The organism is Myroides gitamensis (genome assembly GCF_029894455.1).
GTDB classification, from domain to species: Bacteria; Bacteroidota; Bacteroidia; order Flavobacteriales; family Flavobacteriaceae; genus Flavobacterium; species Flavobacterium odoratum.
In genome coordinates this window covers 3,348,223-3,371,758 of record NZ_JARYHN010000001.1, presented here as the reverse complement: position 1 = coordinate 3,371,758, position 23,536 = coordinate 3,348,223, and the positions used below count along the sequence as shown (strand labels likewise).

Annotated in this window: 23 protein-coding genes; 4 read left to right on the top strand and 19 right to left on the bottom strand. The window is 34.1% G+C overall.

The annotated features are described in order from the left end of the window. Positions 1-331: 331 nt before the first annotated feature. From M2306_RS14955 to M2306_RS14940, 4 genes are all read right to left on the bottom strand, one after another. Positions 332-1,165 (bottom strand): hypothetical protein, encoded by an 834-nt coding sequence (locus M2306_RS14955; protein WP_259189214.1) that lies wholly within the window; start codon positions 1,163-1,165, stop codon positions 332-334. A 446-nt stretch (positions 1,166-1,611) separates the two neighbouring features. Continuing rightward, on the bottom strand, positions 1,612-2,124 hold the full coding sequence (locus M2306_RS14950) for an adenine phosphoribosyltransferase (protein WP_259189275.1): 513 nt from the start codon (positions 2,122-2,124) through the stop codon (positions 1,612-1,614). A gap of 15 nt (positions 2,125-2,139) precedes the next feature. Continuing rightward, positions 2,140-3,183, bottom strand: coding sequence for a glycosyltransferase family 9 protein (locus tag M2306_RS14945; RefSeq protein ID WP_181816743.1), 1,044 nt, complete (start codon positions 3,181-3,183; stop codon positions 2,140-2,142). A 178-nt stretch (positions 3,184-3,361) separates the two neighbouring features. Then, positions 3,362-3,967 carry a DUF4254 domain-containing protein gene (locus M2306_RS14940; protein WP_259189217.1) on the bottom strand — a complete coding sequence of 202 codons (606 nt, stop codon included), beginning with the start codon at positions 3,965-3,967 and terminating at the stop codon, positions 3,362-3,364. A 59-nt stretch (positions 3,968-4,026) separates the two neighbouring features. Between M2306_RS14940 and upp the strand changes: the two genes are divergently transcribed. Then, entirely contained in the window at positions 4,027-4,680 is a 654-nt protein-coding gene (gene upp, locus M2306_RS14935) for a uracil phosphoribosyltransferase (RefSeq protein WP_002988433.1), read from the top strand. On the opposite strand, the gene M2306_RS14930 is transcribed toward upp, so the two are convergent. Then, positions 4,675-5,613: a DUF6427 family protein gene (locus tag M2306_RS14930; protein ID WP_115092038.1), complete on the bottom strand. Its 939-nt coding sequence runs from the start codon at positions 5,611-5,613 to the stop codon at positions 4,675-4,677. The two genes, upp and M2306_RS14930, sit on opposite strands and share 6 nt — an antisense overlap. Before the next feature lie 108 nt (positions 5,614-5,721). Between M2306_RS14930 and M2306_RS14925 the strand changes: the two genes are divergently transcribed. After that, positions 5,722-5,952 (top strand): DUF6341 family protein, encoded by a 231-nt coding sequence (locus M2306_RS14925; protein WP_060874404.1) that lies wholly within the window; start codon positions 5,722-5,724, stop codon positions 5,950-5,952. Positions 5,953-5,961: 9 nt separating this feature from the next. On the opposite strand, the gene purD is transcribed toward M2306_RS14925, so the two are convergent. From purD to M2306_RS14910, 3 genes are all read right to left on the bottom strand, one after another. Beyond that, entirely contained in the window at positions 5,962-7,233 is a 1,272-nt protein-coding gene (purD, locus tag M2306_RS14920) for a phosphoribosylamine--glycine ligase (RefSeq protein ID WP_115092039.1), read from the bottom strand. A gap of 98 nt (positions 7,234-7,331) precedes the next feature. Then, a complete protein-coding gene (locus tag M2306_RS14915) occupies positions 7,332-8,681 on the bottom strand; it encodes an exopolysaccharide biosynthesis polyprenyl glycosylphosphotransferase (protein ID WP_115092040.1) in 1,350 nt (449 codons plus the stop codon). Next, the gene (locus tag M2306_RS14910) at positions 8,681-9,664 is read right to left on the bottom strand and encodes a UDP-glucuronic acid decarboxylase family protein (RefSeq protein ID WP_115092041.1); all 984 of its coding nucleotides are present in this window, start codon (positions 9,662-9,664) and stop codon (positions 8,681-8,683) included. Before M2306_RS14910 ends, M2306_RS14915 begins: the two co-directional genes overlap by 1 nt. Positions 9,665-9,782: 118 nt before the next feature. Between M2306_RS14910 and M2306_RS14905 the strand changes: the two genes are divergently transcribed. Beyond that, positions 9,783-10,856: a glycosyltransferase gene (locus M2306_RS14905; protein ID WP_115092042.1), complete on the top strand. Its 1,074-nt coding sequence runs from the start codon at positions 9,783-9,785 to the stop codon at positions 10,854-10,856. Here the strand turns inward: M2306_RS14905 and M2306_RS14900 are convergent. From M2306_RS14900 to M2306_RS14850, 11 genes are all read right to left on the bottom strand, one after another. Beyond that, positions 10,853-12,079: an O-antigen ligase family protein gene (locus M2306_RS14900; protein WP_259189226.1), complete on the bottom strand. Its 1,227-nt coding sequence runs from the start codon at positions 12,077-12,079 to the stop codon at positions 10,853-10,855. The two genes, M2306_RS14905 and M2306_RS14900, sit on opposite strands and share 4 nt — an antisense overlap. 40 nt (positions 12,080-12,119) lie before the next feature. After that, positions 12,120-12,923, bottom strand: coding sequence for a glycosyltransferase family 2 protein (locus tag M2306_RS14895; RefSeq protein WP_115092044.1), 804 nt, complete (start codon positions 12,921-12,923; stop codon positions 12,120-12,122). Next, a complete protein-coding gene (locus M2306_RS14890; RefSeq protein WP_259189227.1) occupies positions 12,916-14,208 on the bottom strand; it encodes an O-antigen ligase family protein in 1,293 nt (430 codons plus the stop codon). The genes M2306_RS14895 and M2306_RS14890 overlap by 8 nt, the downstream gene beginning before the upstream one ends. A gap of 90 nt (positions 14,209-14,298) precedes the next feature. Continuing rightward, positions 14,299-15,354 carry a glycosyltransferase family 2 protein gene (locus tag M2306_RS14885; protein WP_259189229.1) on the bottom strand — a complete coding sequence of 352 codons (1,056 nt, stop codon included), beginning with the start codon at positions 15,352-15,354 and terminating at the stop codon, positions 14,299-14,301. Next, complete coding sequence (locus M2306_RS14880; RefSeq protein WP_259189231.1) at positions 15,351-16,619, bottom strand: flippase; 1,269 nt, start codon at positions 16,617-16,619, stop codon at positions 15,351-15,353. The genes M2306_RS14885 and M2306_RS14880 overlap by 4 nt, the downstream gene beginning before the upstream one ends. Positions 16,620-16,632: 13 nt before the next feature. Next, complete coding sequence (gene rfbD, locus M2306_RS14875) at positions 16,633-17,403, bottom strand: dTDP-4-dehydrorhamnose reductase (protein ID WP_115092048.1); 771 nt, start codon at positions 17,401-17,403, stop codon at positions 16,633-16,635. Beyond that, positions 17,400-17,948, bottom strand: coding sequence for a dTDP-4-dehydrorhamnose 3,5-epimerase (rfbC, locus tag M2306_RS14870; protein ID WP_259189232.1), 549 nt, complete (start codon positions 17,946-17,948; stop codon positions 17,400-17,402). Before rfbC ends, rfbD begins: the two co-directional genes overlap by 4 nt. 1 nt (position 17,949) lies before the next feature. Further along, the gene (locus M2306_RS14865) at positions 17,950-18,879 is read right to left on the bottom strand and encodes a hypothetical protein (RefSeq protein WP_259189233.1); all 930 of its coding nucleotides are present in this window, start codon (positions 18,877-18,879) and stop codon (positions 17,950-17,952) included. 118 nt (positions 18,880-18,997) lie between these two features. Then, positions 18,998-20,677, bottom strand: coding sequence for a DUF6909 family protein (locus M2306_RS14860; protein WP_259189234.1), 1,680 nt, complete (start codon positions 20,675-20,677; stop codon positions 18,998-19,000). 23 nt (positions 20,678-20,700) lie between these two features. Then, positions 20,701-22,188: a GH3 auxin-responsive promoter family protein gene (locus M2306_RS14855; protein WP_259189235.1), complete on the bottom strand. Its 1,488-nt coding sequence runs from the start codon at positions 22,186-22,188 to the stop codon at positions 20,701-20,703. A gap of 5 nt (positions 22,189-22,193) precedes the next feature. Further along, a complete protein-coding gene (locus tag M2306_RS14850) occupies positions 22,194-23,069 on the bottom strand; it encodes a murein hydrolase activator EnvC family protein (RefSeq protein WP_259189236.1) in 876 nt (291 codons plus the stop codon). Positions 23,070-23,262: 193 nt separating this feature from the next. Here M2306_RS14850 and M2306_RS14845 point away from each other — a divergent pair, with 193 nt between their 5' ends. Next, positions 23,263-23,481 carry a Sec-independent protein translocase subunit TatA/TatB gene (locus M2306_RS14845; RefSeq protein ID WP_259189237.1) on the top strand — a complete coding sequence of 73 codons (219 nt, stop codon included), beginning with the start codon at positions 23,263-23,265 and terminating at the stop codon, positions 23,479-23,481. Positions 23,482-23,536 lie beyond the last annotated feature (55 nt).

Genomic DNA, 23,536 nt, shown 5'->3' with positions numbered 1-23,536 from the left:
AGATTTATTGGTTTGGGAGACCTTGCGATTCCCAAAGAAAAAGAAAGCTTAAAAAATTAAGCCCGTGACCGCGATGACCGCGAAGTAGATAACAAGAAAACAGCAGCAGTAGCAGAAGCTATGCTGTTCATTTTAAAAGTAGTATGTAATACTGTTTTCTTCATTTCTTGTGTATACCCTTATGGGTTGATACAAAGTTTTCTAATAATTAATTTAATATGCAAGCATTTTGTAAAAAAATAACATTTAAAAAAATAAACAACTATAAACCAAATCATTACAAAATAAAAAAAGGCGTATTATATCGTAATATAATCAGCCTTTAACAAACTTATTCTCCTTTTATCCGGATTTTTTTATAGCTAAAAACATAAAGATGCACATAGGTAATACCTTTTTCTTCATAACGTACTTCATGATGTGTTTTATCTAGTAATAGTCCAGGATAAGAGTTAGTCATCTCCCACATTTGATCATTAAACTTGAATGCGCTCCATTTATTTTTGGTATTCACCCAAGGACTTAGTACAGCACCATATTCAAAATTCGCATATAACAAATCCATCTTTCTACTTATAGAGAATGATGCATCTTCAAAAAATGAATGATCTGTATTCACTACAACTAAATAATCATACTCATTATAGACTAATTGGAAAGAAACAACCTGGCCTTTTTCTTTGTTCTTAATTGTCGATACTAAATTATTCTGAAAATGATACTCATACTCTTGTGTAGTTTCTTCTATTAGATCCTGAAATTTAACCACTAAGCCCGTACTATAATTATAATCAAATACACGATGAATAATCATCTTATTTGTGTTTTTTTCATGACCTACAATTTTAATAATATTGCCCTGATGATCATGTTGGTACTGGATATGAATATTGGTCTTATACAGGCTTCCTGTAGCTAAATCTTGCTCCGTTTTTTTTCTTTCAACAGCTACAACATCCCCTTTATCATTATAATGTAATACATCTTCTGTTTGATATTGAAGACTCATCTTTCCATCATACAGGCGAGGAACAATACCAAAAGAGTGGGCTATTTTATCTATTACAATCCTCTCCTCTTCTTTTGATTCATTTTGTTCCGCTGAAGAGCAACTTATACCTAAGATTGCTAACACACTGCAACTTATACGATAAATAATATCCATACTTCTACATTTTTACAATTACTATGTAGCAAATAACCGTTTATCACCAATAAAAATTACAACAAAAGGTATTTTTATTCGAACAAAAAAAGGAGAAGAATAACAATGAAGTATTTTTAAAAAAATAAGGAAACACAACTAAGATTAATTCACTTATTTTAAATCTAAGAAGACTTTTTACCTCAAGTATTTAATCTAAACACTTCTTGCTTTGCATGAAACGCCATCTGCAATAAAATAAATGTATAAAATAGCCCCTATCTTATCAATAGGTAGGTGTTAAAAACCTTATTTACGGAGTAAAAGCATTAAAATGATGATGATTTAGCCTTGGTATTTCTTTTTTTACAAAAAAAAGGACCCTAGTTTTACTATAGTCCTTTTTATTTTATGTAAAGTTGAATGTTACATCAACCTATTTACTTTTTTTATATCAAGTGCTGTATTTAGTACGATAATAAACTCTTTACTTCATACCCTTTTAATTTATCACGTCCGTGTAAAAAAGATAACTCCATCAAGAAATTGAGTTGTACAATTTCCCCGCCTAAACGTTCTACTAACTTACAAACTGCTTCTGCCGTTCCTCCTGTTGCTAGGACATCATCATGAATTAAGACTTTTTCACCTGGTTTTATTGCATCTGCATGCATTTCAAGAATATCTGTTCCATATTCTAGCTGATATTCTTGCGCAATGGTATCAAAGGGTAATTTTTTAGGTTTTCTAACTGGTACAAAACCAGCACCTAATTCTTTAGCTAACAAAGTAGCAAAGAAAAATCCGCGGCTCTCCATCCCCACTACACGATCTACTTTTTTATCTCCTACTAATGCTAATAATCGCTTAGTTGCTTCTTCCATTGCTTCAGGACTATTTAAAAGGGGCGTAATATCCTTAAAACCTACTCCTTCTTTTGGAAAATCCTGAATGTTTCTAATATAATCTTCAATCTTCATCATGACTAAATTCTTTTATTTCTTTTGTGCTACTTCCAACACTTTCTTACATACATCTGCGGGATCAATTGTTCGCATAGCATCTTCATATCCTTCCACCTTTTTATTTCCATATACTGACGTTGGCAATAAAGGATATTGGGTACGATCTGCTGTCATACAATAATCAATGGGTTGATTAAATGGTGCAAAGCCCGCGTAAGGATGTGTAGCGCCCCATAAAGTTACGACTTTTACGCCTAACATGGCTGCAATATGTGCATTTCCAGAGTCCATCGAAAGCATGACATCTAGGTGCTGTATCAAGTTCATTTCCACCTCCAACTTCACTTTACCAGCCATTACAATCACATTGTCATTGTCGCGTTTTACTTGGTTCAATAAGGCTATTTCCTTTTCTCCTCCACCAAATAAAAAAATTAAGTGATTTTCTTGTTCTGCTAATTCATCTACCACGTTCTGCATCAAATCCAACGGATAAACTTTACTATCATATTGTGCAAAAGGTGCAATACCAATCCACGTTTTGTGTTGTTCTTTACTGTAAACTTCTAATTCGGGTGCTAACGCCGTCTTTGGCGGAAAATTCGGATGCTCTAAAGAGACCGAAAATCCTAATTGCTGAAGAGTTGAACAATGATTTTCAACCATCGTTTGTACGGGTTTAAATATCTTATTTTCAGCACGAGTTAATGCTTTCTTAGTCGCTCTACCTTTGTCTAATGCTGCTGTTGGAACACCTGAAAGCTTAAATAATGTACGAACAATTTGTGCGCGTAATACATTGTGGAAATCCGCAAAATAATCCGGCTTTAATCGTTTAATATCTTGATATAAACGAATCAAGCCCAAAAATCCTTTGTGTTTCTTCTTCACATCCACAGGAAAGAAATCCACGCGGTCAATGCCCTTAAAAAAAGGTTTGAAAAAAGGTCGTGAAACTACCGTTACACGTAAAGCAGGGTGTTGTTCGATTAACGCTCGAATTACAGGCACTGTCATCGCTACGTCTCCCATAGCAGATAATCTAAAAATGACGATGTGTTTTAAACCTTTCACTAAAATATGATTTATCTTAAACAAGAAAAGCGTGATTATCCACGCTTTAGCAAACAAAAGTAATTTTTTTTACCGATACAAAAAAATGATATTTTTTTCTGGCTCTTTTTCTATTCTAGTAGTGGTTTTCTTGCATTAAAAAAGGCATATCGTATTCACCATATGCCTTTGCTGTTCTTTATTTTTTATTTTGATATAACACTGGGTTTAATTCCTCGTCGTTATACATTTTCATTTGCTTGTATACTTTCATGTATTTATCTCCAGCAGCGATATCTTGTAACAAATCGTCAATTGCAGTAGATAAATCTTGCTTTTGTTCCAACAAAACATCTAATTTTTCTTGACATTTTGCTCTGTGTTCTGCTGTAGCTTCAGGTCTTGTCGCTTCCTCACGCATGTGGTAGATCTTCAACGCTAAGATAGAATAACGGTCAATTGCCCAAGCTGGACTTTCTGAATTAATTTTAGCATTTGGTTTTACTTGTACGTCTTTATACTTATTCAAAAAGTAACTATCAATGTACTCTACCATATCCGTTCTCTCTTGATTTGATGCGTCAATTCTTCTTTTTAAAGCCAATGCTGCAACAGGATCAATTTGTGGATCACGAATAATATCTTCAAAATGCCACTGAACGGTATCAATCCAATTTTTTAAATACAATAAATGTTTAATATCTTCCTTTGGATAAGGATTGCTAATTGGCTGATCTACATTGTCGTATTTATGATAATCGCGAATACTCTCTTCGAATATCGGAAATGCTAATTCTGAAAACATATGAATAATTTTATTTACAAATATAGTTTTAATACTTTTATGGTACTAATTATACCGTTATGAAAATTCACTATATTTCAGAGGAGAATAGCATTTTAAATCATTTCTTGGCTCAACTTCGCGATGTTACTATTCAGAAAGACAGCATGCGCTTTCGTAAAAACATTGAACGCATTGGAGAAATAATGGCGTATGAATTGAGTAAAACGCTACCATATAAAGCTGTTGCTGTTCAAACGCCCCTAGGAATAAAACACACAACTTGTATTGAGGACAATGTTGTTCTTTGTTCAATCCTCCGTGCAGGATTAGCCTTACACACAGGTTTCATGAACTTCTTTGACGATGCTGAAAATGGGTTTGTTTCTGCTTACCGTCGCCATGGAAAACACGGAGAAGCAGGTCAAATTTTGGTTGAATACCAAGCAGCACCTTCTTTTCAGGACAAGATTCTGATTTTAATTGACCCGATGTTAGCTACAGGCCAGTCGTTAGTGGCTGTTATCCAAAAATTAATGACAGAAGAACAACCTAAGGAATTACATATTGCTGTGGTTATTGCAGCACCAGAGGGTATTGAATACCTAGAACAGCAATTACCTGCAAATGTGCATTTATGGGTAGCAACATTAGATGAGAAGCTAGATGATCACAATTACATCGTTCCTGGTTTAGGAGATGCTGGTGATTTGGCTTATGGTCAAAAACTATAAGATGAACAATTGCATCAGGTAAAAAAATAACCCAATAAAGAAAATACTGTAAACATTGGCTTCTTTTCGCCAGCGTTGCGGAATACTTTCAATATAGTTAGCACCTAAAATAGCTAAAGGAAAGAAAGTAAATAGCAGTAACCCATTGGATTTTTCTGCCGAAACAACATAAATAACAGCACCTATAAGAAATGACAAAATGATTTTCTTGTAGGTGTTTTGCATATTATACGGTTTGCTTTTGATGGCTAATGCTTGAGAAACCGCATACAGCAAAGCAATAGAGACAAATACAGCTAGAGCAATATTTTGAAAAACGTTATCAAAATACATAAAGTTAAAACTAATTTGCACGCGTTCTGTCCACCAATCGATGAAATGTACCTCTTGGATTAATAAGTAAAGACTTAAGAAAATAGAAGCCCCTAAGAAAGATACTAGTGGAATAACCCAGTTTCTATAGTCCTTTGCTCCAAAAAAAGCGATGGCATAAAATAGAAGGATAAAATATAAAATACTCCAAAAGTGGAATAAACTAGCAAAACAAATCCACAACGAAGCGTCTAATAACTTTTCCTTAGACTGCTTTAAAGAGTGTAATGAAAAAATACGACGCAAAGCCAATAGAATAAAATAGCTTGCAACAATGACTCTTACATTTTCAAAAGAGGTCGGAAAAATAAACAAAAAGCTCGTAAAAATAAGCGGTACATAAGCAGAATCGTCTACCAATCTATTTCTCGAAACAATAAATTGAGATATATACATCATCAGCAATAACAGCACTAAAACACCCCCTCTTTTGATGATTTCGAATGTTGTCCATTCAATGCTAAAATCTAAACCAATAAATAAACCATAGCCTGTCACGATTAAAAGCGTAAGCATGATATAGTTAATCGGTCTAGTTTTGCTAAAAATACTTGCTAACATGTATATATTTTATATTTTTGTAGTACTATTTGTTTCTTTGGGTATTTTGTATTCTTACTAAATATTATAAAATGCAAATAATATTATCTAATTTAAAAATAAAGGACAATGACTTCATTTTTTAATGGTTTAGGATTCTTGTTTGAAAAAGTGCTTTTCATCCCAATGGATATCTTTGCAAAACTAGAACTTAAGAACTGGTGGACTGCAAACATCATTACTTGGATTTTCATCCTAATTACTTGCTACTTCTTCGTATTTTGGTTAAAAAAATTACAATTATTTAAATCAAACAACGAAGATACACAAGATACGACAGCCCACTCATTTCTAAAGTAATCAACTATCTTAAAGATCGAATCCGATATCTTTACGATAATAAATCTTATCAAAATTTAGTTTATCTATATTTTGATAAGATTTTTTTAATGCCTCATCGTAGTTATTTCCATAAGAAGTAACAGCAAGTACACGTCCTCCATTGGTCACAATTGCATCCTCTTTTAAGGCTGTTCCTGCATGGAAAACAATAGAATCTTCTACTTGTTCAATACCTGTAATTACTTTTCCTTTTTCATAATCTTCTGGATATCCTCCTGATACAAGCATAACAGTCGTTGCGCTACGTGCATCTAATTCAATAGTCATGGTATCCAATTCCTCTTTTGCGATGGCTTGGAACAAGGCTACTAAATCTGATTTCACTCTTGGCATAACAACCTCTGTTTCAGGATCCCCCATACGAACGTTATATTCAATAACAAATGGATCTTCCCCTACTTTGATGATTCCAATAAAAATAAATCCTTTATAATCTAATTGATCTTTTTTGATTCCTTCTACGGTTGGAATAACAATGCGATCTTCTATTTTTTTCAAGAATTCAGCTGTTGCAAATGGCACTGGAGAAACTGCTCCCATACCTCCAGTATTCAATCCTTTATCTCCTTCACCAATACGCTTGTAATCTTTAGCCGTTGGAAGTAATTGATATGATTTTCCGTCTGTTAAAACAAAACAACTTAATTCAATTCCCGATAAAAATTCTTCGATTACAACTTTTGAACTTGCATCACCGAATTTAGCATCCACCAACATATTTTCTAACTCCGCTTTAGCTTCATTCAAATCTTCTAAGATTACAACTCCTTTACCAGCCGCTAAACCATCGGCTTTTAAAACATAAGGGGCTTTAAGGGTTTCTAGGAATTGTTTTCCTTCTTCTACTGTATCTTTTGTAAAACTTTGATACGCAGCAGTAGGAATTTGGTGTCGAATTAAAAATTCTTTTGCAAAATCTTTACTTCCTTCTAACTGTGCAGCCTCTTTTGAAGGGCCAATCACAGGAATATGTTGAATTGCTTCATCCTTTTTAAAGAAATCTACAATTCCCTTTACTAAAGGATCTTCTGGTCCAACCACTACCATATCGATATGATGCGTTAAAACTACTTGTTTTACCGCTTCGAAATCATTCGGATTGATAGCAATATTCTGAGCAATTTGAGCTGTTCCTGCATTTCCAGGAGCTACAAATACAGCTTCACACTGTGGACTTTGCAACATCTTCCATGTAAGAGCATGTTCACGCCCACCTGAACCTAATAATAAAATTTTCATCACTTGTGTTGTTTGTTATTATGGTTCAAAAATAATTATAAAAAAATGAATAAAGAAAAAGTTCCTAAGAATAAGAAGGACAACTTTATAAAAAGCAATTAGTATGCTTTTTCTTCACCAGCAAAAACATTGTAAACGGTTAAGTAAATAATCTTTAAATCCAAGAGAATAGACCAGTTTTCTAAGTAAAACAAGTCGTATTTAAAACGATTAATAATATCTCTATCATTTTCTATTTCACCGCGATAACCATGAGTTTGAGCCATTCCTGTAATCCCGGGTTTAACCAAATGTCTCAACATAAATCGGCTGACGCGTTTTGAATACATTTTGGTGTGTACAACCATATGTGGACGAGGTCCAACAATAGACATATCGCCAAAGAATACATTGATAAACTGTGGAAACTCATCCAAGCTCGATTTGCGTAAAAAGGAACCTATTTTAGTAATACGTTGATCATTTCGCGTTGCTTGTTGTTTATCGCTATCGTCATTAATACGCATCGATCTAAACTTATAGCACCAAAATTCCTCATCGTTTAGTCCTGTTCGCTTTTGTTTGAAAAAAACAGGTCCCTTAGATTCTCTTTTAATCAAGATAGCAACTAAAGGAACCAACCAAGACAAGACAAATACAATCACAAACAAAGAGAAAACAAGATCAAATAAGCGTTTAATCAACTTGTTATATGGTTTATCTAACGGAATGATTCGTCTCGGTACTACGGGGATTAAATCGTAGTATTCAATGGTTAAATTGTTATTTAAGATATCCTTTTGTGTGGGTACATAACGTACCGTTATCATGCTATTATCTGCAAATTCGAGAATCTCCAAAAAATTCTTCTCTTTCGTAAATGAAAACTGTATAAAAAGTTCATCAACTAAATTATTCGATAAATATTCCTTTAAATCTTCTAAGCTTTCATCCTCTAAATTATAAAAGTGATTATTAATGCGATACCCTAAGTCTGTTCGCTTTAATAGCACTGATTTTAAGTTACTAACTTCTCGACCATTCCCCAATAACACAATATTCCTAAAGTTACCCCCTAGGAATTTTCTAATGTATTTAAGCAAAAAGAAAATAGTAAACTTGATGGTACAAATAATGACGAAAATAGAAGTTCCATAACCGATTAGATCTCTTATTTCTGCAAATCGATCAAAAATCCCATTGTACGAGGCAACTAATATAAACTGAAAGAAAAATTGTTTGAACACTTTCTCAGCTACACGAACCGTCTTCGTATGTCGGAAAACATCGTAATATTCACTTAATCCAGCGGCCACCAACCAACCAATTGACAGTATAATATGAAACAAATAATGCTGCTCAGTAAATGTGGAGAACCACACCTGAGCCATAACATTGATCGTAATTAAATCAATACATGCGGTTAATGGGCGTATCAAATAAGAATACCTGCCTGCTTTTTTACTCATTAATAAATGTAGTTTGAAAAATCTTTATGTTCTTCTCGTTCTAAATCAGCGGCTGTAAAAGCCTTAAAATAATCTAATGTATGTTGCATGCCTTCTGCTCTACTAATCTTAGGCGTCCATCCTAAAAGTGTTTTAGCCTTGGTAATATCAGGACAACGTTGTAAAGGGTCATTTATTGGCAATTCTTTATAAATTATTTTTTGTTCACTATTGGTTAAGCGAATAATCTCTTTGGCAAAATCTAAAATCTTAATTTCATCAGGATTACCTATATTCACAGGTAAATAATAGTCTGACAACAACAGGCGGTAAATTCCTTCCACTTGATCATCAACATAACAAAAAGAACGCGTTTGACTTCCGTCTCCAAAAACGGTTAAATCTTCTCCTCTCAAAGCTTGTCCTATGAATGCAGGAATTACCCTTCCATCATTGAGTCGCATACGAGGTCCATACGTATTAAAAATACGCACAATGCGAGTCTCTAATCCATGAAAAGTATGATACGCCATCGTTATAGACTCTTGAAAGCGTTTTGCTTCATCATAAACACCTCGTGGACCAATACTATTGACATTGCCATAATATTCTTCTGTTTGTGGATGAACCAAAGGATCCCCATATACTTCAGATGTTGATGCAATTAAAATACGTGCATTTTTTACACGTGCTAATCCTAATAAATTATGAGTTCCTAAAGAACCTACTTTTAGCGTTTGAATTGGAATCTTTAAGTAATCAATCGGGCTTGCTGGCGAAGCGAAATGAAGAATATAGTCTAATTGCCCAGGAACATGAACAAACTTAGTTATATCATGATGATAGAACTCAAAATGTGCTTCTGCAAATAAGTGTTCAATATTTCTCAAATCACCCGTAATCAAATTATCCATACCAATGACATGAAATCCTTCTGCGAGGAAACGATCACATAAATGAGATCCCAAAAAACCAGCTGCTCCTGTTATTAAAATACGTTTCATTCTATTTTTATTTCCTAACAAAGTTAAAGAACTTTCTCTATTCTCAGAATTGTTAGGTATTGATTTTACAAATCTTGAATAAATAAGCTAAATTTGCTTTTATAAATTTAGATTTCGAATGAAAATTATCCATATTGTAGAATCTTTTGGCGGAGGAGTATATTCATATTTTAAAGATTTGGCTATGTTTTTTAGCCAACATCCTGATATTGAAACCTATATCATCTACAGTAATAAAAGAAAAGAAATTACACAAGATCAAATTGACCAAGATTTTCCTTCTTCTATCCACTTGATACCACTTGAAATGGAAAGGGAATTAAAACCAATACAGGATCTTCGTTCTACTTTTGCCTTAAGAAAAACAATAAAACAGCTAAGGCCTGATATTATTCATCTACATTCATCTAAAGCAGGCGTCATAGGTAGGTGGGCAAGTTCCATGCCAAACTACAAGAGAAAAGTATTTTATACGCCCCATGGTTATTCTTTTTTGCGTCAGGACATCTCACCTGTAAAGCAAAAAATATTTTACACCATTGAGAAATTAACTCAACTAATCTTTGGCGGAACAACCATTGCTTGTGGAGATACAGAATACAAGCTAGCACAGCGAATAGGTACTTCTCTTTTAGTTCGAAATGGAATTGATTTAACGCATTTGAACCAACATTATATAGCGAACAAAAATACTTCTAATCAATTAACGATTGGAACAATTGGACGAATCTCCTACCAAAAAAACCCTAAACTATTTAATGAAGTTGCTTTACTATTTCCACAACACCAATTCCTATGGATTGGCGATGGAGAACTTCGCGATCAACTCACTGCGCCAAATATCACAATATCAGGATGGTTTACCAATAATACAGCTGTGTTTCCTTATCTAAATCAACTAGACATTTATATGCAAACTTCGCTTTGGGAGGGTCTTCCTATTGCTGTACTGGAGGCAATGGCTTTTAGAAAACCTATTTTAGCGACTGATGTTATTGGCAACAATGATATTGTTGAGACAAATCTCAATGGTTTTTTGTTTACTCAAGCTACTGATTTGTGTCCAATTCTAAAACAGTTGGAAAATCCTGAATATAGGATTGCTTTAGGCGAAAAAGCATTTTCAAATTGCCAAGAGAAATTCAATAAGGACAAAAATTTCAACGAATTACTTGCAATCTATCAATCCTAAGGAAGTGATCTTATTTTCTTATTTTCATTGTAAATAAACAAGATTAGAGTTAATACAAATCCGAATAAATACACCCCCAGTTGTCTATTAAATAAATTCTCTACAAAGCAAAAATTGAATAAAGACAACAACATCGCCATAGGAATAAAATAGCGTTTCACTTTTACGGCTAATACACCAAATAAAAGAAGTAAAAGACTAATACCTCCAATACCTGTTAGTACGTAATATTCAAGAAATTGATTATGTGTATTAAACAATGCCTCTAAAAAATAATCACGCATGGGATTATCCTTCGTTTTATCTTCATAACAATCTGCTAATTGACGATCTATTATCTCTACTTTTCCCAATCCATAAAGTGGGTGAAATGACGATTCTTGTGTAAAAGACCAGGCACATTTCCAAATTAAAACACGAGGTTCATTCTTCTCTAATCGAGAAGCTAAATGGTCTAGAGAGGTAAATGAGTCCATTTCAAAACGCTCTTTCAATGTTGAAGTATAAGTAAACAATACAAAAACAGAAACTCCTACAACTAGTAAACCGAGCATTTTTTTCCATCCATTTGCTTTCATATAAAACACAAAATACAAGAGTGATAAAAGAAACAAAGAAACAACCTGTATTCTATTGCCAATAAACACTAGATAGGTAAAGAAGAACACAATTAAAAGTAAATAACATACCTTATATTTCTTTTGTACTTGAGAAAGATAAAGACTAATGAGTATACCGATATTCAGCATAAACCCTAAATAAGGACGAGCCACCACCAACATAATATCGATATGGCCTCCACTATTAATCGTAAAATAATCCGTTGTTAAATAATAGGTTAAGATATTATACCCCCCCTTAAATACCAATAAAACTAGACAAATTAAATAAACATAGAGTATTTTTAGCATGTCTTCAACCCAAAGCAAAATAATAGCCGAACCTAATAAAAGAGGTAAAAGACCAAATCGTTTTTCATGTAAGTCTTGAAAAAATGCCCCGTGAATAAGCTGAAAACTAATTAATGCTAGCAAAACAACATAGATTTTTTTATTCCCATTCAGATGATGGCAAACTTGTGCTTTATTGTATTTAAAAGTACTCATAAAAAACACTAAAACACCAACCAAAGCTAGGTTTACAATTTTAAAACCAAACACTAGAAAAGCGATATAAGCAACTAGGAATGTATTCCCTATAACCATTCTTATTTTTTCATTCATGCTTACCTATTTTGAGGTATTACTTTACAAAAACCGTGCCTTATTTCTTTAAATTATATAACGTAGAGAGCAAAAATCTTCGTAAGAATTTTAAATTTGAAAAAGTGCAGAAAAAAATATATTCTGAAAAATTGAGCAATTTTTTATCATACAAATATCTAAAATTAGACAATTCTCCTTTTTGCATTTTATAGATATTCCCTGATAAACCCGAATCTCCAAAATCTCTCTTATTGGAAATACTGCATGATAAATTTTCATAAATACAAACGCCATACCCACCTAGGCTTAGTACATCAAAAAAGAAACGGTAATCTTCTGAGTGTTTTTGATGCACATTAAAACGAACCTCTCCTAACTGTTTTTTTTGAACCATCGAAGAGGAAGTCAAAAAATAGTTTTTAAAACCTAGTTTAATAAAGTTAATCTTCACAACATGTTCAAGTGATAAAACAGGTTCAAACTTTCCCTTTTCTCCGCCAATAACTAAGGCATCAGGATACATATGGAGCACTTCAACCTGTTTCAATAGTTTATCCTTATGCCATACATCATCTGAATCAAGAAAAGCAACCCAATTTCCTGTTGAAAAATTAATCCCTTCATTTCGCGCAACGGAGGGCCCTTGATTGGTTTGTGTTAGTACTGTTATTTTTGTCTGTTCACTCTGATAATAATCTTTTATTTCATATAATCGATTCAAGGTTTGATCACTTGATCCATCATTAATCAAAATTAGCTCATAGGCTGGATAGCTTTGAATAAAAACACTTTCAACACACAATTGGATGGTATCATTACAATTATAACAAGGAATTACTACGGATATACTTATCTTACTCATGTTCCAATTTATTTGTTATCAATATTAATAAAAAAGCATAGCTAATCCAGAAGCTGTACAACATATAGTCATCATTTTGCCCCCAATTGACAAGTAACCCAACCAAAGTTATAAGCAACGTTTGAGCAAAGATACGATAGGTACCAACAGTACTTAGCACTAAGGAATAGTTTTCTTTGACACAAGTCCATAAAAACCAAATAAACAACAAAAAACCGATTAGTCCAGTTTCTGCCAATAACTTTGTATATAGATTAAAAGCAGGTGGATACATGCGATCTTCTTCATTCAAGTACATCGAAGTAAATTCATAATTGTCTTGCATTGCCCATGTTGGGTAATATTTCATCTTGCTATAGGTTTCTTGACCTAATCCTACACCATAAATAGGTGAATCACAAAAGACTTCTAGCGAAGCCACTTGCATTCCTATTCTACTCTTATTGGAAATACTGGTACCTACCAACTGTTCAACACTTGTTTGTTTGATACGATCCATTAATGTATTTCCTTTAATCGCCACAAACAACAAGAGTAAAACCCCTACTACCTGCATAACAAAAACTATATTTTTCTTTACAAAGACACGACAGGGCTTAAAAAGCAACAAAATAACGATTATTTGAGGTAAGATAGAGATTAAAGCAGATCGTGCTCCACTAAAATAAACTAGGAACAACACCATTGCAAAGGGAAGAAAACGCCATTTACTTTGATGAGTTAAGATATAGCTAAACATCCATCCATGAACAAAAATGAGATAGGTTCCCAAAGCAGGAACCTCATAGGAAACTGAATTCAATCTCATCGAACTATAAAACAAATGTCCATGGACAAAAGGCAAATAATCCAATAGATAAAACAAAGGCTCTAATTGAAATAAGTGAAACCTCAAGATTAACATTTGAAGAATTCCATAGCCAAATACAAAGAGAAATGACCAAAATATTACTTTTCTCGTTACAATAAAAATCCGTTCACTATCTATTCCTTTAAAAACATTAAGTACTAAAACAACAAGTCCCATTCCAGCAAACACTAGCAAAAAAATATTAAAAGCAAACATGTACAATCCGGACTTCTGCTTGTAAAACTGTTGTAAAACATCTTCGAGATTCAAGAGTAGCGTCAGAAAACAGAAAGCTAGAAATACAAGAAAAATCTGATAGGATCTTGTTGGGATGGGGAGTGTTATTTTCTTTTTATTAAACAAAAAACCCGCCCCCATAAGAATTAACGTGGGTATCCAGAAATATGTACTTGCCGCTGTTTTAAAGATGCTCATAAATTCATACCCTTTAATACTATTAAACGGCAGAAAAAACAAACCCAAAAAAAACAATACTATATATACTTTACGCAGATCCATTGCTACTTAATTTATTTTTTTTATTAGCTGAAGGAGCTTCATTTGGTCAGCAATTGCCAAAAGAGTTATCATGCCTTTAACCAGTGTTATCTTGTTTTTGAGAATACACCAAGCGATAATTCGTTCAAATTTAGAACGCTGCTGAACATAATGATCATCCAAATGTCTTACAGCAAACAAAACAACAGGTTCGTTCATTACACGTGTTATATACGCATTTCGATCGGTCAAAGTCATCTTGGCCTTCGATACCCTAAAAAGTAAGAAACAAATACTGTAAATTAATCGAGAAGACTTAAAAGTAAGTATTTGTTCTTCACTAAATTCTAAATTAAAAGTTTTTTTATACTCCAAATTGAATTTGTAGATGAGCTTATCCAGAGAATTACTACCAATAAAATCTCTTGTTACACTTATTTCATTGTCTAAATAACAATAACCCGCATAGTCAATCTGAATTAACGACTGCATTGTTGTATACACCTTCAGATTGAACATTCCGTCTTCTTCTAACGCTAAATTTTCATCGAAAAAAATTGCTTGATCCAGTAAAAAACTTCTGCGGTAGATCTTATTCATGACTACAAGCAAGTCTAAATTCTCCAAGCTCAAATAACGAACTAAGACTTCTTTTTTGAAATCATCTTGGCTATAAATTCGATTGAATTCCAAAAGAGAATCCTTCTGTACAAAGTTACCTTCTTTTTCGATAAGTAGCCCACTGAGCACTACATCAACTTCATTCGATACGCGATACAATTGTTCATAGAAGTCCTCTTTTACCTCATCATCAGCATCTACAAAGCCTATAAACATTCCTTTTGCAGCCTTAATTCCTACATTACGAGCAGAACTCACTCCCCCATTTTGCTTGGCTATTACGCGCAGCTTTGGGTCTTCTATTGCGGTTAGTAAGGCTACCGTGTGATCAGTAGAGCCATCATCTACAACAATTACTTCGATATCCGTTAAACTTTGCTTTAAAATGGATGCAAGCGTTCGTTCAATAGTCGCTGCGCCATTGTATACTGGTACAATAATACTTATTTTAGGTGTCATCATGATATTTTAAAAAAAGGTTTAGCATAGAACCACATACCAAGCGCCAACAACGATTGGGCAATTGTACTGGCCATTGCCGTACCAATAAATCCAAATTTATGCGTTAAACCTACACATAACACCACACTTACAATAGAGGTGTAAAAAAAGACTTTAAAAAAAAGGTTCTCTTTATTATTGGTTAACAAAATGAGTTTTCCAAACAATTGATCTAAAAAAGACAAGAGAGGGAAAACAATCATAATACGGAAAACAAGTACACTTTCCTCCGTTTGAGTACCGAATAGTATCTGGAAAATCCACGGAGAAAGAACAAAGAGAACAAGCACCCCCAACAGGTTCATAGCCACACCATAGCGCGCCAATTTTTTGATCTGTTGAATGGCTTTATTTTTATTTTCTAACATCAATTTGGAAACATAAGGATAAAATGCATTGATAATTGGCGCTTGTAGGTTTGATATTGCTCGAATTACTTTTTCCGCCGTAGCATAATACCCTACGGCCGTATCATTCAATAAGAATCCAACAATCAATACGTTGGCATTGGCAATCAAAGCAATCTGAAATTCAGATAAAAATAAATACTTCGCTTTGCTTAATTGTTCTTTTACTTGTTTAAACGAACAAAAAGAAAAGCGAATGTTGAACTTTGATTTAACCACCCAAAGGGATGCCAAACCACTGAATAAAAAACCTAACGAAGTGAATAATGGCGCATAGAAATAATCACTTTCCTGCTTGACGACCAAAAAAATCAACAGTGTACATGCCGTTTTAAATACAACATTCAAATACGTAATATATTTCATTTGCTGCAAGCCTTGAAAGAGCCAAACAGGAAACAATGCTTGTCCGATTACCATGATATAAGTAAACAAGTAAACCAATAAATCAGCTTTAAACTTGGGAATCGATATAACAACACCCACAAAAACGAGGGTACTAAGGCCAAGTAAAAATAATTTGGTTGTAAAAACCTGATTAAAAATATATTGTACAGTCTTAGAATCCTTAGAGACAATAGAGACATCTCTTGTTGAAATTGTATTAAATCCATACTCCACAACAAGCTGAAAAAAAGTGACAAAAGCTAAAGCAAAACTAATTAATCCAAATTTTTCAACCCCTACAACTCGAAGCAAATATGGAATTGTTAAAAAGGGCAATACGATATTTAAGACCTGTAATACGGCTAAGGATAAAAAATTACCGACTAATACTCTAAAATTCTGTTCTTTAAAAAACGATTTAATCCTTTCCATAATAAAAATTTGCTTACCCTAACACACTATATTTTGGTCTTTTAGCCTTAGTTAAATAGTCTTCTGACTTGATTCGATTTACTTTAATTTTAATTCCTTCCTCTTCAAAAATAGCAACGGCAAAATCATACCATGAACCACATTGCTTTCCGCGATAATGATACAGTCCAAACTTTTCCTTTTTGAGGATGAGTTCTAGAATGAAGCACACAACGTCTGTTGCATGTGTAGGACATCCTATTTGATCATCTACAACGTTTATTTCTATCTTTGTTTTAGCTAAATTCAGCATAGTATTCCGAAAATTATGCCCAAATTCTGAATAAACCCAAGAAGTGCGAACAATATAATGTTTAACTAATAAAGCTTGAATATATTGTTCGCCTTTTAATTTCGATGCACCATATACGTTAATTGGATTCGGGATATCTTCAAGAGTATAGGGAGTATTTTTCGCTCCATCAAAAACAAAATCCGAAGAGATATGGATCAATGTTCCATCATATTGCAAACATACTTCCGCTAAATTTTTACACCCCTCTGCATTTACAAGAAAAGCTAATGCTTCTTCTTCTTCCGCTCGTTCCACATTGGTATAAGCAGCTAAATTGCAACAATAATCTGGCTTATAAATTTCAAATGCAGCAATGATGTTTTCCTTTTTAGAGATGTCTAGTTCCTTACTTGATAAAAAAATAAAATGAACATCAGTATACTGATGAGCAATTGATTGAAGCGCTTGCCCCATCTGACCTGATGCCCCTGTAACAAGAATTTTTATCATAGTGGTTGTGTTTCTAAAAAGGAAGGTAATAAAAGGTCTTTATCTGAAATAAGGTACTCTTGATTTACATCAGTCCATAAGATATCCAAAGTAGGATCATTATACAAAATCCCCCCTTCAGCTTCCCTGTTATAATAATTATCACATTTATAAGCAAAAATTGCCCTTTCACTAAGTACTAAAAAACCGTGAGCAAAACCTCTAGGAACAAACAACTGTTCTTGTTCAACATCATTTAATATCATCTTAAAATGATGCCCATAAGTTGGCGAATTCTCTCTTAAATCTACAACAACATCGAGAATCTCTCCTTGAATAACGCGAACTAATTTAGCTTGTTGATGAATACCACGCTGAAAGTGTAACCCGCGCAAAGTTCCTTTTGTCGAAAAAGATTGATTATCTTGAATAAAGTTAATTTTTAATCCACTTTTCTTCTCAAATACCTCTTGATTAAAGCTTTCAAAAAAATACCCCCGACTATCTGTAAAAACCTGAGGTTTTACAATCAAACATCCAGGTAATTCGGTAGATCTTACCTCCATCTTATTCGTTATTTTTAGTGTACTTTCTATTGATAGTAACGATCCATTGTCCCAAGAAAAACAAAACCAATCCAACGAGGGGAAATTGAATTTTCTTACGAGGTACCACCTCAGGATTATAACGCATATTCTCCTCTAACACATCCATTTCGTTTATCTCATATGCTTCATAGAGCACAGAAGAGGTTTGCAATTGTATCATTTTTATGGTTACTAATTCCTCTTCCAATGTTTTTTTAGCTTTGATTACTTCAATTAAATCGGTAGCTGATATTCCCTCTTTGTCAAATAGTTTACTTAACTTACTAAGATCTTGATTAATTTCAGTTATACGATTCTCTAAAAACGCTTGATGTAAAGTTTGCATTTTCGAAAAATGATCAATCTTCTCCACCCTCTTGGTTAAATCTTCTGAAAATGATTTAAAATCAAATCCTTCTTTAGCCAAAACAACTAATTGATAGTAGTGAAAATGGGGCGACAAAAAATCCTGTTCTACTTTTTCTCCACCTGTTTTGGATGTAGTACTAGAAGTACCGGTTTCTGGTTGTGATTCTTCCTTTCTATTAGCAATAGTGGGTAAAAAGTCAGCAATCTCTATATCAATCAATCCCGCCTTTTTCCACTTTTCATCATGAAGGTAAAAAGCAATCCATTCATCTACTAGCGGCATTGAATTGTAATTAAATGATATTGCAATCTGTCTTTTTGTTGGTCTATCTCCATTGCTTTTTACAGCAGAAATAGACAGTTCCTCTTCTCCTTGCTTTTTGTCTAAATAATAGCCAACACCTCCTGTAAGAGCGACAATTAATACAATATAAATACTATTCTTTTTTAAATACTTCATTGATTTAAAAATATTGTGTTCCACAAAAAATTTCAAATCCATGAGACCTAATTCACTATCGTGTTTATTATTATTTTTCATCCTACTAGCTTGATTTATTTCATTATAAACTCATCAAACGGACCATATCTATACCAAGGGATAGCCCAATTAAAAAAACACGCTATAGTTATAGCGTGTTTCATCTTTACGCTTGCAATTATTTTATTTTAAAAATCTGCTCTAAAATTTTTATTGTAATTAGATACGTTGGTTTTACTCCTGTCGTTCCGAGTCCTCCTGAGGCCAATGTACTTCCTGTTTCTAATGGATTATCCGAAGCATAATACGCATATCTCACTTTTACCTCTGGATTAATGCTTTTGCGTATTTTAGACGCTGATTGAATTGCTTTTTGATAATGAGCGCCTTCCATTTCTAATCCAATTACTCCCCATGTAGAATCATGGAAGAACTTCAATAGATCTTTATTTTGTAAAGACGTTCCCAATACCGTAACCATGGTTCCTCCAACAACTGGAATCCCATGATTTTCAAACATATCCACAGTCAATTCATTATCAAAAGGATAGTTATCTCCTGTTCCTTCGTTGATATGAGCAAATGGAATCATGATATCTCCTTTTCCTCCTTCTAAAATTCCAGCTTTACCCATAATGGATACCGATTCTACATTGAGGCGGATTTGTTTTTTATATGGTTTCAACAATTCGTCAATCGTTTCATACGCCTGTTCTCCAAAAGCATAATCCATCACAATAATAACAGGCGATTCGCCCTCAAAAGAAGCTCCTTTGAAATTCGTTTGTTCAAACTTAATCTTCGCTGTGTCAAAAATTTGAACGTCGATATTTGTACCTGAATCATCCGATAAAAAGACCATTCCTTCTCTCTCTGCACGCTCTCTCACTAGATTGCGCAAAGCTTTATTTTCGGGCTTACTCAATTCTTCATAAATCTCCACTTCTTCCGAAACTTCAATTTCTCCTTGCATCACATAAGGCGCAAAAATAGAATTCATCACACTGTGCATATTCGCACTGATAATGTGAATCGGACGTTCTAACAATCCTTTTTCTACCAATACCTCCTTGATGCGGTTAGACCAGATTTCACCGTAAATATGGTGCCCCAATCGCTCACGCAACAAAGGACTAAACGTAATTGTTCGCTTATTGTTATCCACTTCCTCTTCAATAGCCAATTTCCCTAACCAATAAATCACATCTAAGAAGCGATCTGGGTTTTCTGGAATTGCAAACTTCTCATATACCGACAATACCTCAGCAAATGAGCGTCCTAATACATTGGCCAAATGAGAAATCGTCACTTCTTTGTGTTCTAACTCGAGTGGTTCTGTTTGTTTTGCTGCTGATTCTATTTTTTTCCAATCACGCGTTACTCTTCCTTCTTCATCAATTAAAACTCTATTTTTAATTTTATGCGATTCAATGAAGATAAATGTCAGGTGCGTTAAAACATCATAGATATCTGAACGTCCTCTAGTGATTTCGATATTCATTTGCTCCTCGTCAATGCGGTAGCAATTTCTTCTTCTTTTTGGAGGCACAATCGCTTGAAAATGAGAAAAAGCATAGCCTTCATCCGACGTTAAATTGATGTATCTACATTCTTCAATACCAATAGGTAGTCGTTCAATTACATACAACAATCCGTCTAATTCTACCTTTTCCTCCGCAATTGTACCATAAATTTCTGGGCGCAATTCAAGTAAAGCCTCTCTCAATGTATCTCCAGATACTCCCATTGGTTTATAAAACCCGCGGTTAAATAAATGGCGCATTGTAATATAAATACGCTCAATAGCAGCTGAAGAAACTTGTGCTCTTGTTCTTGAAATATTTTTAATCTCTCTCATAGTCTTCCATTTTTATTTCCTAATTATTCTATTTTTAATTGATCAGCAATGGTTCTATCATTGCTCAATCGCGGCAATTTATTTTGCCCTCCCAGCTTGCCAATGCTTTTCATATACGCTTGAAAGCCGTCTTTTTCTACAGATCGAATGACCAATGTACGCAATACCTTTCCTACAATTAAGTCATCATAGTATACATTTTGTTTGCGCAATGCTTCATCAATTCGCAACGCAAATGCTTCCATGTTCTCTGGTGCTTGACCGAATTCAATAAACCACTCGTGATAAGGCAATCCGTCTGTGGGTGTAATTTGAGGAGCTACAGTAAATTCATTCACTTGCACACCTGTTCCCTCCATCGCTTGTTGTAAAGCCGTTTCTACTTCTTTTCCAATCACATGTTCACCAAAAGCAGAAATAAAGTGTTTGATACGTCCTGACACAACAATACGGTGAGGTTTTACGCTTACAAATTGAACCGTATCACCAATGTTATACCCCCATAATCCGGCATTTGTTGAGATAATCAATACATAGTTAACTCCTAGTTCAACTTCTCCAATAGTATAGCGTCTTGGATTAGCTTCAAAGAATTCTTCCACTTTGATAAACTCATAAAAGATTCCTGCATTCAACAACAACAGCAATCCTTTTTCACGTTGAGAATCTTGGTAAGCAAAGAAACCTTCTGAAGCTGGAAATAACTCAATAGAAGGAACTTTCCTTCCGATGAGCTGTTCAAATTTAGCACGATAAGGCTCATAATTAACTCCTCCGTAAATAAATAAATTGAACTTTTTAAAGATTTCACCTACTCCTTTGCCTTCTCTTGCTTTCAAACGCTCAAAGTACATTTGTACCCAGCTTGGAATTCCAGAAATCACCGTCATGTTTTCATGTACCGTTTCTTCTACGATGGCATCTACTTTGGTTTCCCAATCCTCGATGCAATTCGTTTCCCAACTAGGCAATCTATTCTTCTGTAAGTATGCAGGAACGTAATGGGCAACAATACCCGATAAACGCCCTAAGTTAATTCCGTTCTTTTGTTCTAAAACGGGACTTCCCTGTAAAAAGATCATTTTGCCATCCACAAAATCAGCAATACCCGTTTCATGGACATACGCCAAAATAGCATTTCGCGCTGCTTCAATATGGTAAGGCATGGATTCTTTAGTCAGGGGAATATACTTTGCTCCCGAAGTGGTTCCTGAAGTTTTAGCGAAGTACAGTGGTTTACCTTTCCACAATACATCCTCTTCTCCTTTCACTACGCGATCCACATACGGTTTTAGGCCTTCATAATCGCGTATAGGCACCTGCTGAGCAAACATTTTAGTATCCGTAATAGCCGTGAAATTGTGATCCTGACCAAAGGCGGTATGCTTTGCTTGTTCAACTAAATCCGCTAAAACCTTTGCTTGGGTTTCCACTGGATTTTTGAGCCATTTTTGTGTTTTCTTGTGAATAATCGAAGCAAATATCTTCGCTCCAAAAGATTTTATAGACATAATTTTTATTCTAAATCAATAAATAATGTAGGATCTAACGGGTAATTGTCTTTCCACAATTCGAAATGTAGATACGGTTGACTCATTTTCGATTTCACCTCTTCCTGATTGTACAGCCCTAACACATCCCCTGCTTGTACCGTTTCATAGACACTTTTCGTCAGGGAGGACAAATGCTTGTACACGGAGCTTACTCCTTCTTCATGCAACACAATCACCGTATACCCATCCTTGATAGTCCAGTCAACAAAAATAACCGTTCCCTTGGCTACAGATTTGACCATAGCATTCTTAGCTGCAGTAAAATCAAGGCCAAAGTGTGTCGATTTTGGATCATATTTACGGACAATCGTTCCTTCAATTGGTGCAAAAAGAACCGTACTTACTCTAGCTTCTGCATTGGTAAAAATGTTGTACTTATCCTCCAAACGCACATATTCACGTAATTCCAAGTCTTTTTCACTCGGCTGGGTATGTTCAATCGCATGAAGGGGGGTATCTGTTTTCATCAATGAGTCAATACTAGTTGATGTAATTTCAATATCACCTAGTAAAACGCGTTGTACCGCCGCGACATAATGTTCATTTTTCTTTATCTCCGATTCGAGGGAATCTACTTTCAACGCCAAATCCACAGCCTTTTGCTTGAGTTCCGCAGAAGAATATCCTGGGATATATTCTTTTAAGGGCGTTGCAAGCAATAAGATGACATTGGAAACGAGTAATAAAAAAACCATGGTCGTCGTAGCACCAACCACATTCAAGAGATTTAACTTGAACGAACTCACATCTTCAAATGTTCGATCGTTTACTACTACTACCCTATATTTATCTAGAAGTCTTTTCTTCCACTTTTTCCATTGAAGTCCTTTCTTAGACATAAATCATCTGTTTTCTACACAAATATAAACATTAAAAAAGTTGACTTCTTCTCTTTTTTGCTTTTATTCACATATTAAATAGATCATAATGTTAATATTATTGGTTAAAAAGTTAAATAATCGAATCGACCAATAAACAGAACCGGTTTTTCTTCCTATATTTGTTTTTATTAAAATCTTCAAACAAATTAATATGAACTCATTACATATTTTTTTAGGAATGGTTGGGCCATGGCAAATTGTAATTATTGTTGCCTTAATCCTATTGTTATTTGGTGGTAAGAAAATTCCTGAATTGATGAAAGGATTAGGAACAGGAATCAAAGAATTCAAGGATGCTACTAAGGATGAAAATGCTCAACAGACATCTAAGAAAGAAACGACAAAAGAAGACGCTTCTAAAACAGAATAATTCATTAGAATCTCGATATTCACATGCGCTATGCCATCGGTATTAGCGCATTTTT

What these genes read in the sequence shown, in the direction of transcription:
- M2306_RS14895 (WP_115092044.1), bottom strand. Translation starts at nt 12,923, where the DNA reads ATGAGTAAGATAAGTATATCCGTAGTAATTCCTTGTTATAATTGTAAT.
- rfbD (WP_115092048.1), bottom strand. Translation starts at nt 17,403, where the DNA reads ATGATAAAAATTCTTGTTACAGGGGCATCAGGTCAGATGGGGCAAGCG.
- M2306_RS14925 (WP_060874404.1), top strand. Translation starts at nt 5,722, where the DNA reads ATGACTTCATTTTTTAATGGTTTAGGATTCTTGTTTGAAAAAGTGCTT.
- M2306_RS14885 (WP_259189229.1), bottom strand. Translation starts at nt 15,354, where the DNA reads ATGATGACACCTAAAATAAGTATTATTGTACCAGTATACAATGGCGCA.
- purD (WP_115092039.1), bottom strand. Translation starts at nt 7,233, where the DNA reads ATGAAAATTTTATTATTAGGTTCAGGTGGGCGTGAACATGCTCTTACA.
- rfbC (WP_259189232.1), bottom strand. Translation starts at nt 17,948, where the DNA reads ATGGAGGTAAGATCTACCGAATTACCTGGATGTTTGATTGTAAAACCT.
- M2306_RS14855 (WP_259189235.1), bottom strand. Translation starts at nt 22,188, where the DNA reads ATGTCTATAAAATCTTTTGGAGCGAAGATATTTGCTTCGATTATTCAC.
- M2306_RS14850 (WP_259189236.1), bottom strand. Translation starts at nt 23,069, where the DNA reads ATGTCTAAGAAAGGACTTCAATGGAAAAAGTGGAAGAAAAGACTTCTA.
- M2306_RS14845 (WP_259189237.1), top strand. Translation starts at nt 23,263, where the DNA reads ATGAACTCATTACATATTTTTTTAGGAATGGTTGGGCCATGGCAAATT.
- M2306_RS14860 (WP_259189234.1), bottom strand. Translation starts at nt 20,677, where the DNA reads ATGAGAGAGATTAAAAATATTTCAAGAACAAGAGCACAAGTTTCTTCA.
- M2306_RS14940 (WP_259189217.1), bottom strand. Translation starts at nt 3,967, where the DNA reads ATGTTTTCAGAATTAGCATTTCCGATATTCGAAGAGAGTATTCGCGAT.
- M2306_RS14930 (WP_115092038.1), bottom strand. Translation starts at nt 5,613, where the DNA reads ATGTTAGCAAGTATTTTTAGCAAAACTAGACCGATTAACTATATCATG.
- M2306_RS14910 (WP_115092041.1), bottom strand. Translation starts at nt 9,664, where the DNA reads ATGAAACGTATTTTAATAACAGGAGCAGCTGGTTTTTTGGGATCTCAT.
- M2306_RS14905 (WP_115092042.1), top strand. Translation starts at nt 9,783, where the DNA reads ATGAAAATTATCCATATTGTAGAATCTTTTGGCGGAGGAGTATATTCA.
- M2306_RS14915 (WP_115092040.1), bottom strand. Translation starts at nt 8,681, where the DNA reads ATGAGTAAAAAAGCAGGCAGGTATTCTTATTTGATACGCCCATTAACC.
- M2306_RS14955 (WP_259189214.1), bottom strand. Translation starts at nt 1,165, where the DNA reads ATGGATATTATTTATCGTATAAGTTGCAGTGTGTTAGCAATCTTAGGT.
- M2306_RS14950 (WP_259189275.1), bottom strand. Translation starts at nt 2,124, where the DNA reads ATGAAGATTGAAGATTATATTAGAAACATTCAGGATTTTCCAAAAGAA.
- M2306_RS14900 (WP_259189226.1), bottom strand. Translation starts at nt 12,079, where the DNA reads ATGAATGAAAAAATAAGAATGGTTATAGGGAATACATTCCTAGTTGCT.
- upp (WP_002988433.1), top strand. Translation starts at nt 4,027, where the DNA reads ATGAAAATTCACTATATTTCAGAGGAGAATAGCATTTTAAATCATTTC.
- M2306_RS14865 (WP_259189233.1), bottom strand. Translation starts at nt 18,879, where the DNA reads ATGAAAAATAATAATAAACACGATAGTGAATTAGGTCTCATGGATTTG.
- M2306_RS14890 (WP_259189227.1), bottom strand. Translation starts at nt 14,208, where the DNA reads ATGAGCATCTTTAAAACAGCGGCAAGTACATATTTCTGGATACCCACG.
- M2306_RS14880 (WP_259189231.1), bottom strand. Translation starts at nt 16,619, where the DNA reads ATGGAAAGGATTAAATCGTTTTTTAAAGAACAGAATTTTAGAGTATTA.